This is a genomic window from Puerhibacterium sp. TATVAM-FAB25 (assembly GCF_046535855.1).
Lineage (GTDB): Bacteria > Actinomycetota > Actinomycetes > Actinomycetales > Cellulomonadaceae > Puerhibacterium > Puerhibacterium variabilis_A.
In genome coordinates this window covers 1-11,842 of record NZ_JAXUAK010000029.1, presented here as the reverse complement: position 1 = coordinate 11,842, position 11,842 = coordinate 1, and the positions used below count along the sequence as shown (strand labels likewise).

Annotated in this window: 9 protein-coding genes; 1 reads left to right on the top strand and 8 read right to left on the bottom strand. The window is 73.1% G+C overall.

Going from position 1 to position 11,842, the window contains the following annotated elements; genetic code table 11:
• Nucleotides 1–117: 117 nt before the first annotated feature.
• The 5 genes from U5M74_RS16065 to U5M74_RS16045 all read right to left on the bottom strand — a co-directional run bounded on the left by U5M74_RS16065 (nucleotide 118) and on the right by U5M74_RS16045 (nucleotide 6,368).
• Nucleotides 118–1,629: an alpha-N-arabinofuranosidase gene (locus U5M74_RS16065; RefSeq protein WP_410909925.1), complete on the bottom strand. Its 1,512-nt coding sequence runs from the start codon at nucleotides 1,627–1,629 to the stop codon at nucleotides 118–120.
• Nucleotides 1,630–1,711: 82 nt separating this feature from the next.
• Nucleotides 1,712–2,659, bottom strand: coding sequence for a carbohydrate ABC transporter permease (locus tag U5M74_RS16060; RefSeq protein ID WP_084817845.1), 948 nt, complete (start codon nucleotides 2,657–2,659; stop codon nucleotides 1,712–1,714).
• On the bottom strand, nucleotides 2,656–3,678 hold the full coding sequence (locus tag U5M74_RS16055) for a carbohydrate ABC transporter permease (protein ID WP_410909924.1): 1,023 nt from the start codon (nucleotides 3,676–3,678) through the stop codon (nucleotides 2,656–2,658). Before U5M74_RS16055 ends, U5M74_RS16060 begins: the two co-directional genes overlap by 4 nt.
• Nucleotides 3,679–3,757: 79 nt before the next feature.
• Nucleotides 3,758–5,131: an ABC transporter substrate-binding protein gene (locus U5M74_RS16050; protein WP_410909923.1), complete on the bottom strand. Its 1,374-nt coding sequence runs from the start codon at nucleotides 5,129–5,131 to the stop codon at nucleotides 3,758–3,760.
• Nucleotides 5,132–5,363: 232 nt separating this feature from the next.
• A complete protein-coding gene (locus tag U5M74_RS16045) occupies nucleotides 5,364–6,368 on the bottom strand; it encodes a LacI family DNA-binding transcriptional regulator (protein ID WP_410909922.1) in 1,005 nt (334 codons plus the stop codon).
• Nucleotides 6,369–6,445: 77 nt separating this feature from the next.
• On the opposite strand from U5M74_RS16045, the gene U5M74_RS16040 reads away from it, so the two are divergent.
• Complete coding sequence (locus tag U5M74_RS16040; protein ID WP_410909921.1) at nucleotides 6,446–7,978, top strand: alpha-N-arabinofuranosidase; 1,533 nt, start codon at nucleotides 6,446–6,448, stop codon at nucleotides 7,976–7,978.
• 94 nt (nucleotides 7,979–8,072) lie between these two features.
• Here U5M74_RS16040 and U5M74_RS16035 read toward each other — a convergent pair whose 3' ends face one another.
• From U5M74_RS16035 to U5M74_RS16025, 3 genes are read right to left on the bottom strand one after another with little or no spacing between them, the layout of a single operon-like run.
• On the bottom strand, nucleotides 8,073–10,010 hold the full coding sequence (locus U5M74_RS16035; protein ID WP_410909920.1) for a glycoside hydrolase family 127 protein: 1,938 nt from the start codon (nucleotides 10,008–10,010) through the stop codon (nucleotides 8,073–8,075).
• A 47-nt stretch (nucleotides 10,011–10,057) separates the two neighbouring features.
• Nucleotides 10,058–10,873 carry a carbohydrate ABC transporter permease gene (locus tag U5M74_RS16030; RefSeq protein WP_410909919.1) on the bottom strand — a complete coding sequence of 272 codons (816 nt, stop codon included), beginning with the start codon at nucleotides 10,871–10,873 and terminating at the stop codon, nucleotides 10,058–10,060.
• Complete coding sequence (locus U5M74_RS16025) at nucleotides 10,870–11,694, bottom strand: carbohydrate ABC transporter permease (protein ID WP_410909926.1); 825 nt, start codon at nucleotides 11,692–11,694, stop codon at nucleotides 10,870–10,872. The genes U5M74_RS16030 and U5M74_RS16025 overlap by 4 nt, the downstream gene beginning before the upstream one ends.
• Nucleotides 11,695–11,842 lie beyond the last annotated feature (148 nt).

Below are 11,842 nucleotides of genomic sequence, written 5' to 3'. Positions count from 1 at the left end.
GCCCCCCCCCCCCCCCCCCCCCCCCCCCGCGCCCCCGGGCGCCCCCGGGCGCCCGGGGGGCCCCCCCCCGGGCGCCCGGGCGCCGCCCCCCGCCGCGAGCGCCTCCTGCGCGGAGCGTCAGGCGCGCGCCAGCCGCACCACGCTCCAGGAGACCGGAGGGAGCTCGGCCGTGGCCCGGCCGTCGGCCACCGTCGCGGAGGCGTTCGGCCGCGGCGCCACCGAGGCGTCGTCGTCGGCCGTGGCCGACCACGTGTGGTCGGGGTTGGACAGCGTCAGCGCCTCGACCACCCGCAGCCCGGGGAACCCGCGCAGGTCGACGTCGAGGCCCACGGCGTCGGTGGTCGAACGGTTGACGGCGAGCAGCGTGAGGTCGCCGGTCTCCGGGTCGTGGGTGGCGACGGCGTCCACGGCGGGCACCTCGCCGAACTTCGCGGTCCCCTGCACCGGGGCGTCGACCGCCACGTGCAGCACCTCGCCGTGCGCGTGCCGCGCCGTCAAGGCGAACGGGTGGAAGATCGTCTGCTTCCACACCCGCCCGCCCGGCTCGGTCATGATCGGGGCGATGACGTTGACCAGCTGCGCCAGCGAGGCGGCGTGCACCCGGTCGGTGTGGCGCAGCAGGCTGATCAGCAGCGAGCCGACGACGACCGCGTCGGCCACGTTGTAGCGGTCCTCGAGCAGCACGGGCGCCACGGGCCAGTCGTCACCCGACGGCGGGCGGGACTCGGCACGCCGCTGGTACCAGACGTTCCACTCGTCGAACGAGATGCTGATCCGCTTGGCGTGCTTGCCGGCGGCGCGCACGGCGTCGGCGGTGGCCGCCACGGACTCGACGAAGTGGTCCATGTCCACGGCCGATGCGAGGAAGGAGGCGAGGTCGCCGTCCTCCTCCCAGTAGTAGGCGTGCGCCGAGACGTGGTCGACGTGCTCGTACGCCTCGGTGAGGACCACCCGCTCCCACTCGCCGAAGGTCGGCATCTGCGAGCTGGACGACCCGCAGACCACCAGCTCGACGCCGGGGTCGACCATCCGCATGGCGCGTGCCGTCTCGGTGGCCAGGCGCCCGTACTCGTGGGCGGTCTTGTGGCCGATCTGCCACGGGCCGTCCATCTCGTTGCCGAGGCACCACATCTTCACGCGGTACGGGTCCTCGGCGCCGTTCTTGCGCCGCTCGTCCGACCACCGCGTGCCGCCCGGAACGTTGCAGTACTCGAGCAGGTCGAGCGCCTCCTGCACGCCGCGTGTGCCGAGGTTGACGGCCATCATCGGCTCGACGCCGGCCTTGGCCGCCCAGCGCATGAACTCGTCGACGCCCACGAGGTTGGGCTCGGTCGAGTGCCAGGCCAGGTCGAGCCGGCGCGGGCGCTCGCCGCGCGGCCCGATGCCGTCCTCCCAGCGGTAGCCGGAGACGAAGTTGCCGCCGGGGTAGCGCACGGTGGTCACGCCCAGCTCGCGCACGAGGTCGAGCACGTCGCCGCGGAAGCCGTCCTCGTCGGCGGTGGGGTGGCCGGGGTCGTGGATGCCCGTGTAGACGCAGCGGCCCAGGTGCTCGACGAACGAGCCGAAGGTGCGCGGGCGCACGGGGCCGACGACGAACGCCGGGTCGACGGTGACGGTGGCGGTCAGCATGGGTTCTCCTCGTCGGTGAGGTCGGTGAGGTCGGTGAGGTCGGTGAGGTCGGTGGGGTCGTGCGGTCGTGGGGTCGCGCGGGTCACTTGATGGCGCCGAGCGACAGCCCGCCCTGCCAGTACTTCTGCAGACCCAGGAACGCCGCCACGAGCGGGACGATCGACAGGAACGCGCCGGTGACGACGAGGTTCCACACCTGCTCGCCGCCGGCCCCGGCGTTGGACAGGGCCTGCCACTGGTTGATGCCCACCGTGACCGGCAGCAGGTTCGGGTCGCGCAGCACGGCCAGCGGCAGGAAGAAGTTGTTCCACGTCGCCACCGTGGTCAGCAGCAGCACGGTCACCACCGCGGGGCGCAGCAGCGGCATCGCCACCTGGAAGAACAGCCGCAGCTCCCCGGCGCCGTCGACGCGCGCGGCGTCGAGCATCTCGTCCGGGACGGCGTCGGCCGCGTAGACGCGCACGAGGTACACGCCGATCGGGCTCAGGAGCGACGGCAGGATCACCGCCCACACCGTGTTGATCATGCCCAGGCTGCTGAGCAGCACGAACGTGGGGATGGTCAGCGCCGTCGTCGGCACCATCACCGAGCCGAGCAGCAGCGAGAAGTACAGGTTGCGGCCCCGGAACCGGTACTTGGCCAGCGCGTAGCCGGCCAGCACGGCGAGCACGGTGGACCCGATGCCGCCGGCGAACGCGTAGAGGAACGAGTTGCGCAGCCAGGTCCAGTAGATGCCGCCCTGGTGCGTGAACAGGCCCCGGATGTTGTCCCAGAGGGCGAACTCGTCGTTGAACCACAGCGCGCCGCCGGAGCCCACGAACAGGCCGCTGTTGGACTTGGTCGAGCCCACGAGGAGCCACCACAGCGGCACCACGAAGTAGAAGGCCACCAGGAGCAGGAAGACGTGGGAGCCGATCCGCCGGGAGCTGCCGGGCGTGGCGACCGCGGGGTCCGGCCGGCGGTCGCCGCGCCGGGCGGCCCGGACGGTGCGCAGGATGCTGCGGTCGGGGGTCGTGGTCGCCGTCGTCATGACTTCAGTCCGCTCTGCTTGCGGGTCGCGTACAGGAAGGCGTACGACCCGATGAACACGAGGATGCCGAGCGCGAACGCGATGGTGGACGCGTAGTTGAACTGGCTGTACGAGAACGCCATCGAGTACGCGTACATGTTCGGCGTGTAGGTGGTGGGGATCGCGCCCTGGGCGACCGAGCGCAGCACGGTGGGCTCGGTGAAGAACTGCAGCGTCCCGATCAGGGAGAAGATGACGATCATCACCATGGACGACGAGATCATCGGCACCTTGATCCGCCAGGCGATCTGCCGGTTGCTGGCTCCGTCGAGCCGCGCCGCCTCGTAGACGGACGGGTCGATGGCCCGCAGCGCCGCGTAGATGATGATCATGTAGTAGCCGACCCACTGCCAGGTCACGATGTTGACCAGGGACCCGAACACGAGGTCGCGGTCGAGGAAGTTCGGCGCCTCCAGCCCGAACACGCCGAAGACGTCGGCCGCCGGGCCGAACCGGGGGCTGTACAGGAAGCCCCACATCAGGGCGCCGATGACCGCCGGGATGGCGTACGGCACGAAGACCAGCAGCCGCGAGGCCTTGCTCAGCCGCGTGGCCAGGGTGTCGAGCACCAGGGCGATCGCGAGGGCGAGGCCGACCTGGATCGGCACCATCACCAGCACGAACAGCAGCACGCGCAGCATGCCGCGCAGGAAGTCGGTGTCGGTGAACACCCGGAGGTAGTTGGCCACGCCGGTGAACTCGCTGACGCCGCCGGTGGCGATCCCCTTGGTGTGCAGGCTCAGCCAGAAGGCGTAGCCCAGCGGCACCACGAGGAACAGCAGGAACACCACCGTGAAGGGAGTGAGGAACAGCCAGCCCCACCACTGGCGGCGGCTGTCGAGCCGGCTGGCGCTCCCGGCGCCGCCCGCCCGGGCGGGGGTGCGGGCCGAGGTGCGGGCCGAGGTGCGGGCCGAGGTGCGGGCTCTGGGGGCGGGCGGGGCCGCCGCCCGGGAGGCGCCCGTCGTCGTCGACGAGGTCATGGGTGTGCTCCTGGGTCGCTCACGGGGTTGCTCACGGGGTTGCTCACGGGGTTGCTCACGGGGTTGCTCACGGGGCCGCTCACGGGGTGCTCCCCGCGCCTGACCGGACGGTGAAGCCCTGCTGCTCGGCGTACCGGACGAGGCTGTCCTGGATGGTGGCGAGGGCGTCCGCGGCGTCGCCGTCGCCCTCGACCATGTCGTAGAGCGCCTGGGTCTGGCGGTCGTAGGCGTAGACCTGGAACGGGCTGAACGTGAAGCCCTCGTAGCCCGCGGCCGCGTCGAGGAAGACGTCGGCGTTGGTGCGCTGCCCGCCGAAGAAGGGGTCCTCGCGGTCGCGGAACCAGTCGGACCCGAGCATCGGCTCCCACTGCGGGAACAGGCCCGCGTCCTCGACGCCGACCTTCCACGTGCCCATGTCGCCGAACAGCTCCATGGCCACCGTGGCCGCGGCCTCCTTGTCCCGCGCCTGCGAGGTCACCGCCAGCGTGGACCCGCCCTGATTGACCGCGACGGGGTTCTCGGGGTCCCACTGCGGCAGCGGGGCCGCGGCCCAGCGCGCGCCGGAGTCGGCGTCGGACAGCCCCGACAGGTAGCCCGGGCCCCAGGCGGCCGCGATGTAGACGGCGTAGGTGCCGTCCACGAGGCTGGTGTTGTAGTCGCTGGTGAACGCGTCGTCGGTGGAGACGAGGCCGCGGTCGACGAGGTCCTTCCAGTACGCAAGCACCTTGCGCGCCTCGGGGGTGTCGACGTCGATCCCGATCTGGTCGGGCTTCGCGCTGTCGTAGGTGAACGGCTCCCAGCCCGCCTGGGCGAACAGCGCGTAGTTGAAGGCGCCGCCGTTGGTCGCGTAGTTGGTGATGTAGCCGTCGTAGCCGGCGTCGCGCAGCTGCTGCGCCGCCTCGGCGAACTCGTCCCACGTGGTGGGGGGCTCGACGCCGTGCTCCTCGAAGATGTCGGCGCGGTACAGCATGCCCACCGGGCCGCCGTCGACGGGGACCGCGTACACGGCGTCGCCGTCGGAGACGTCGGTCCAGGCGCCCTCGGTGAACTGGTCGGCCATGTCGGCCGCGCCGTACTCCGACAGGTCCACGAGCGAGTCGAGGATCGTGAACGTCGGCAGGATCTCCGACTCGAGCTGGATGACGTCCGGCGCCCCGGTGCCGGCCTCGATGGCCGTGGAGAACTTGCCGTACTCGTCGGCGCCCTGGCCGGCGTTCGTCCAGCACACCTGGACGTCGTCGTGGCTCTGGTTGAACCGGTCGACGATCGTCTCCACCGCGGGGTACCAGGCCCACAGCGTCACCCGCGTCGCGTCGGGGTGCACGATCTCGTTGGTGCAGCTGCCCGTCGTCGCCGGCGCGCCCGGTCCCCCGGACGCGCAGCCCCCGAGGGCCGCGACCAGGGACAGCGCGGCCGCCAGGGCCGCGCCGCGTCGTCGCGTGGTCGTGCGCATGCCGATTCCTCCTCGAACCGTGACTGCGGGGCCGCCGTGGCCCCTCGGCCCGCGGCACCGCGGACCGTTTCTATCGTTGTAAAGCGCGTGCCGGAGTCATGTTTACAGCGTTGTAGACATGGCCCACAACACAGGGTGAAGCCCCGTTATCGATCCGTGACCTTCGCACCGCCCGGCCACCGGGCGCCACCCGGTCGGCCACCCTCGGGCCGCCGCCCGGCGTCGTCGCCGGTCAGCGCGCCGTCGACTCCCGCGCCACGACGGCGAAGTCGGCCACGACGCGGCGCGGCGGGGCCGCCGAGCCGGCGATGCGCTCCACGAGCATCCCCACCGCGGTCTGCGCGATCTGTTCCCGGCCCGGCGAGACCGAGCTCAGCGGGGGCTCGGCGTACCGGGCGTCGTCGACGTCGTCGAACCCGACGACGGCCACCTGCCCGGGCACCGCGACGCGGCGCGCGTGCAGCACGTGCAGCGCGCCGAGCGCGAGGGCGTCGTTCATGGCGAACACGCCGTCCACCTCGACGCCGGAGTCGAGCAGGCGCCCCATGGCCTCGGCTCCCGTGGAGCGGTGCCACAGCCCGGCCTCGCCGACCAGGGCCGGGTCGAACGGCAGGCCGGCGTCCGCCAGCGCGGCGCGGTAGCCCTCCAGACGCAGCGCGGCGGAGCCCATCCGCTCGCCGGGGTGCGCGCCCAGCACGGCGACGCGCCGGCACCCGCGGGCCACCAGGTGCGCCGTCGCGGCCCGCGCGCCGTCCACGTTGGCCATCGTCACGTGGTCCACCGGCCCGCCGAAGATGCGCTCGCCCAGCAGCACCATCGGGTAGTCGACGTCGAGCGCCGCTGTCTCCTCCGGCTCGAGGGCCAGCGGCGAGAACAGCAGGCCGTCGGTGAGGCGGCGCCGCTCGCTGCGCAGCACCTCGAGCTCGCGCTCGCGCACGGCCCCCGTCTGCTCGATGAGCACCACGAGGCCGCGCTGCTCGGCGGCGCGCATGACGGAGTCGGCCAGCTCGGCGAAGTACGGCAGGGAGAGCTCGGGCAGGGCCAGGCCGATCATGCCCGTGCGGCCCTGGCGCAGGCTGCGCGCCGAGAGGTTCACCTGGTAGCCCAGCGCGGTGATCGCGTCCTCGACCCGGCCGCGGGTCTCCGGCCGGATGTGCGGGTAGCCGTTGACCACGTTGGAGACGGTCTTGACGGACACCCCCGCCCGGTCGGCGACGTCCCGCATCGTGACCGCCATGCGTCCTCCTCCTCGTCGAGACCCGGACAGACCGCTAATGTACATCGATGTAAGCCCCGTCACACCGAAGGACACCCATGAGCGACAGTGCCGTCCGCATCACCCTTCACCCTGCGTTCCGCAAGGGCCCCGTCGACCGCCGGCTGTTCGGCTCGTTCGTCGAGCACCTCGGGCGCGCCGTCTACACCGGGATCTACGAGCCGGACCACCCTACGGCCGACCCCCACGGCTTCCGGCGCGACGTCGCCGACCTCACCCGCGAGCTGGGCGTCTCGATGGTCCGCTACCCGGGCGGCAACTTCGTCTCCAACTACGTGTGGGAGGACGGCGTCGGGCCGGTCGAGGACCGCAAGCCGTTCCTCGACCTGGCCTGGCGGACGGTCGAGCCCAACCTCGTGGGCACCGACGAGTTCCTGCAGTGGGCCGAGCGCGAGGGCATCGAGCCGATGATGGCCGTCAACCTCGGCACCCGCGGCGTCGCCGCCGCCGCGGCGCTGGTCGAGTACTGCAACGGCGAGGCGGGCACCCGCTGGGCCGACCTGCGCATCGCCAACGGCCGCGAGAAGCCCTACGGCGTGCGGCTGTGGTGCCTGGGCAACGAGATGGACGGCCCGTGGCAGATCGGGCACAAGGACGCCCACGAGTACGGCAAGCTCGCCGCCGAGGCCGGCAAGGCGATGAAGCTCGTGGACCCGTCGATCTCGCTCGTGGTCTGCGGCTCGAGCTCCATGCAGATGCCGACGTTCGGCGAGTGGGAGCGCACGGTCCTGTCGTACACGTACGACCTGGTCGACCACGTCTCGATGCACGCCTACTACGAGGAGGTCGACGGCGACCGCGGCTCGTTCCTCGCCTCGGGCACCGCGATGGACCGGTTCGTCGAGCGCGTGGTCGCCTCGGCCGACGCCGTGGGGGCCCAGCGGCGCTCCGACAAGAAGATCACCATCAGCTTCGACGAGTGGAACGTCTGGTACCTCGAGACGCGGTTCCCGGGCGAGCAGAACCTGCCGATCCAGCGCGACGCCCCGCGCATCATCGAGGACGTCTACTCGGGCCTCGACGCGGTGGTCGTCGGCGACCTGCTGGTGACGCTGCTCAACCACGCCGACCGTGTGCCGGTGGCGTGCCTGGCGCAGCTGGTCAACGTCATCGCGCCGATCATGACCGAGCCCGGCGGCGAGGCCTGGCGCCAGCCCACGTTCCACCCGTTCGCGACGACGGCGCGGCTCGCCCGCGGCGAGGCGCTCGACCTGCGGGTCGCCACGCCGTCGTACACCACGGCGAAGCACGGCGAGGTGCCGGTGGTGACCGCGGCCGGCACGGTGGGCGACGACGGCGCCGCGGCGCTGTTCCTCACCAACCGCTCGTCGGAGCCGGTCGAGGTCGCGGTGGACCACCTCGGCTCGGCGCTCGCCGTGACCGAGGGCTGGCGCATGCTCGCCGACCATGGGGCCGCCGTCGAGGGCCCCGAGCACGCGGCACGGGTCGCCGAGAAGTGCTGGGGCGCGGTCGACGTCGCGACGGCGGTGCGCCGCGACGGCGCCACGACCACCGTGCGGCTCGAGCCGGAGTCGTGGACGGCGCTGGCGGGGACCCTCACCCCGGCCTGACTCCGCCCGCTCTCGTTGTGGGTACAGAACACGCCGTACGGATCGTGATCCGTACGGCGTGTTCTGTACCCACAACGCCGGGCGCCGGCGGCGGTCAGCCGGCGACCGGCACCCAGACGCGCATCGTCGACGGGCCACGCTCGGCCCACGCGTGGTACGGGACCAGCGGCACGAGCCGCTCCGCGTCCGCCGGTGCCGGCGCCGGCGCGTCCGCCGCGTACGGCCACGCGGCGTCGTCGTGCCCCACGACCGTGACGGGCACCAGCACGTCGCCGTCCTGCTCGACGGGGGCGGCGTCGGTGCGCACCCGCGCGCCGGCGACGTCCGCGCCGAGGTCCACCGACTCCAGGGCGAGCACCACGGGGCCGCGCTCGACGGCGACCTGGCCGCGCACCGCGTCCACCCGCGGGTCCGCGTACGTCCACCGGGCGGCCACGGGCAGGTCGAGCACGACGCTCTCGCACGCCGCCGGGCCGGGCACCTCGACGTAGCCGGGCTCGGCCGCGAGGGTGCGCCCGCCCGCCTGCACGGTGGCGCCACGGGCCCAGGCCGGCACCCGCAGGGTCAGCGTCCAGCCGTCGGCCGGCGCCGCGTCGGCCGTGATCTCGACGCGGCCCTCGCGCGGGTAGGCGGTGGCCACGCGCAGCGCCACCGTGCGGCCGTCGCCCAGCGCCGCGCGCACCGTGGCGGGCGCGTACTGGTGCAGCTGCAGGCCGCCGCCGTCCACCGAGGCGACGTACGCGGCGAGCGACGCGAAGGTGCGGGTGAGGTTGGTCGGGCAGCAGGAGACCTCGAAGAACGGCGCCCGCAGGCTAGAGGCGGCGCGCGGGCTGGCCGCGTCGGGGTCGACCTCCCGGCCGGGCACCCGCTGGTGCAGCGTGTTCGTGTAGTAGAAGCCGTGGCCGTCCGCGGCGGGCGAGGTCGCCACCACGTTGTAGAGCGTGCGCTCGACGGCGTCGGCGTGCGCCGCCTCGCCGGTGGCGAGCACCAGCCGGTGGTTGAGCATCACCGAGGCGATGCCGGCGCAGGTCTCCGAGTAGGCGCGGTCCGGCGGCAGCTCGAAGTCCTGCCCGAACGACTCGCCCTCGTGGTGGGCGCCCATGCCGCCGGTGAGGTAGGTGCGCCGGGCGAGCGTGGTGCGCGCCTGCCCGACGACGGCGTCCAGCAGGCCGTCGTCGCCCGTCTCGTCGGCGACGTCGGCCGCGCCCGCGGCCAGGTACAGGGCGCGCACCGCGTGGCCCGCGAAGACCGTCGCCTCCCGGACGGGCACGTCGTCCTGGTAGTAGGCGGCGCCGAGCTCGATGTCGCCGAGCACGCCGTGGCCGCGGCGCTCGACGAACAGCCGGGCCTGGTCGAGGTAGCGCCGCTCCCCCGTGACCCGCGAGAGCTCGACGAGCGCGGTCTCGATCTCGGGGTGGCCGCACACGCCGGGGTTGCCGTCCGGGCCGAACTCGCGGCACACGTGGTCGGCGGCGCGCACGGCGACGCGGACCAGCTCGTCGCCGGCGCCGGCGGTGCGCGCCCGGGCGACGCCGGCCTGGATCAGGTGGCCGTAGCAGTACAGCTCGTGGCCCCACTGCAGGTCGGAGTAGCGGGCGCCCTGGCCGGGCCGGCCGAACATCGTGTTGAGGTAGCCGTCGGGCTCCTGGGCGGCGGCGACGCGGGCGGTGAGCCGGCGCAGTCGCTCCTCCAGGCCGGCGTCGCCGGTGCGGCCCACCTCCCAGCTCATCGCCTCGAGCAACTTGTAGATCTCGGAGTCGGAGAACTCGCGGCCGCGGCGGTCGGCGGGCAGCCGGCCCTCGGCGGCGGCGTCGAAGTTGCCGGTCCAGCCCATCCGCTCGAGCCACTGCTCGACGTGGTCGATCATCGCGGCGGCGTTGAGCTCCTGGAGGTCGCCCCAGAACCCGCCCTCGAGGCGGACCTCGGCGAGCCCGAGCGGGCGCCAGCGGGTGCGCGAGGGGGCGACCGGCCGGCCGGCGTCGGCGCCGGCCTCGGCCCGCAGCCCGGGCGCGAGCGTGGTGGTGTCAGTCATGCGAACGGTCCTTCGTGTGGTGGAGCGGGGTGGTGAGCCGTGCGTGGTCACTTGACCGCGCCGACGGTGAGCCCGTCGCGCAGCAGGCGGTAGGTCGCCGTGAAGACGACCAGGATGGGGATCGAGGTGAGCACCGCGAGCGCCATGAGCCCGGGCCAGTCGATGCCGAAGGCCGAGACCTGCTGGCTCAGCAGGGCCGACAGCGGGTACTTGCCGGGCGTGAGGAAGAACCGGACCGCGTAGAGGAACTCGCCCCAGGACAGCAGGAAGGTCAGCGAGGCGACGGTGAGCACGCCGTTGCGCGCCACCGGCAGCACGATCGACCAGAAGGTGCGCAGCACCCCCGCGCCGTCGAGCGAGCCGGCCTCCTCCAACGACGCCGGAACGGACCGGAAGAACGGCCGCAGCAGCAGCGTCGCGAACGGCGCGAGCAGCGCGGTGTCCGCGAGGATGACGGCGGCCACGCGGTCCAGCAGCCCCCAGTTGCCGAACAGGTCGAACAGCGGGATGACCTGGGCGGTCTGCGGCAGCATCTGCAGCACGATGAGCAGCCCGAGGCCCACGGTGGCGATCCACCCGCGGGTGCGGGCCAGGCCGTAGGCGGCCGGGACGGCGATCAGCAGCACCAGCGCGGTGGTGCCCGTGGCGATCACCAGGGACTGGCCCAGCGCGGTGAGCAGGTCCCCGTTCAGCGAGCGCACGTAGGCGTCCGTCGTCGGGCGGAAGACCAGGCTCGACTGCGTGCCGAACACGTCGGCGGAGCTCTTGAACGACGTGAGGACGATCCACAGGATCGGCAAGCCGTAGAGCAGGGTGAACAGCGCCTTGACGGCGAGGGCGACGGGCCCGGCCTTCAGGTTCATCCCTCGGCCTCCTCTCTGCGGATGCTGCGGGCGTAGACGGCGGCCAGGACGAGCACCGCGAGCACGGCGAGCACGGACGTCGCCGCCCCGAGGCCGTAGTCGTAGCGGCTGAACGCCTGCAGGTACCCGAGGAACGGCAGGGTGTTGGTGGCCGTGCCGGGGCCGCCGTACGTCATCACGTAGATGAAGTCGAAGCTGCGGAAGCCGTAGACGATCGTCAGCACCAGCAGCACGAGCGTGGTGGGCCGCACGAAGGGGACCATGATGTGCCGGATCTCGCCCCAGCGGTTGGCCCCGTCGAGCGCCGCGGCCTCGAAGACCTCCGGGTCGATGGTCATCAGCGCCGCGCGGTACACGAGGGCGTTGAACGGCACGACGGCGAAGGCGCCGACGAACGCGACCGAGATCAGCGCCCACGTGGTGTCGTAGAGGAACGGCACGGGGGCGTCGCGCCCGAGCGCCATGAGCACGGAGTTGACCAGGCCCTCGTCGCCGAGCAGGAACTTCCACACCGAGCCGTTGACGACCGGCGGGAGCGCCCAGACGAAGACCATGAGGGCCAGGAGGAACCCGGACCAGCGGCCCGTGGTGCGCAGGGCGACGGCGGCGGCGAAGCCGAGCAGCATGCCGAGCACGGTCACGACGGCCACGACCACCAGCGTGCGCACCAGCGCCGGGCCGCTCTCACCGGAGGCGAACCCCTCGAGGTAGTTGGTCAGGCCGGTCGGCTGCCACGCGTCGGCGTTGATCGTCGCCTGGGTGACGTCGTTGAGGCTCATCCAGACGAGCTGGAGCAGCGGGAAGACGCCCAGGACGCCCATGAGCACGGCGGCGGGCAGCAGGAACAGGATGCGGCGGCGGGACGCGGCGGCGAGGCGCGACCTCCCGGTCGCGCCCGCCGGCCGCCCCGTCGGGGGGGGCGGGGGGGGGGGGGCCCCCCCGCGGGGGGGGGGGGGGGGGGGGGGGCCC

Excerpts from the sequence above, each read along its gene's own strand:
- U5M74_RS16065 (WP_410909925.1), bottom strand. The coding sequence starts at position 1,629 with ATGCTGACCGCCACCGTCACCGTCGACCCGGCGTTCGTCGTCGGCCCC.
- U5M74_RS16060 (WP_084817845.1), bottom strand. The coding sequence starts at position 2,659 with ATGACGACGGCGACCACGACCCCCGACCGCAGCATCCTGCGCACCGTC.
- U5M74_RS16055 (WP_410909924.1), bottom strand. The coding sequence starts at position 3,678 with ATGACCTCGTCGACGACGACGGGCGCCTCCCGGGCGGCGGCCCCGCCC.
- U5M74_RS16050 (WP_410909923.1), bottom strand. The coding sequence starts at position 5,131 with ATGCGCACGACCACGCGACGACGCGGCGCGGCCCTGGCGGCCGCGCTG.
- U5M74_RS16045 (WP_410909922.1), bottom strand. The coding sequence starts at position 6,368 with ATGGCGGTCACGATGCGGGACGTCGCCGACCGGGCGGGGGTGTCCGTC.
- U5M74_RS16040 (WP_410909921.1), top strand. The coding sequence starts at position 6,446 with ATGAGCGACAGTGCCGTCCGCATCACCCTTCACCCTGCGTTCCGCAAG.
- U5M74_RS16035 (WP_410909920.1), bottom strand. The coding sequence starts at position 10,010 with ATGACTGACACCACCACGCTCGCGCCCGGGCTGCGGGCCGAGGCCGGC.
- U5M74_RS16030 (WP_410909919.1), bottom strand. The coding sequence starts at position 10,873 with ATGAACCTGAAGGCCGGGCCCGTCGCCCTCGCCGTCAAGGCGCTGTTC.
- U5M74_RS16025 (WP_410909926.1), bottom strand. The coding sequence starts at position 11,694 with ATGGGCGTCCTGGGCGTCTTCCCGCTGCTCCAGCTCGTCTGGATGAGC.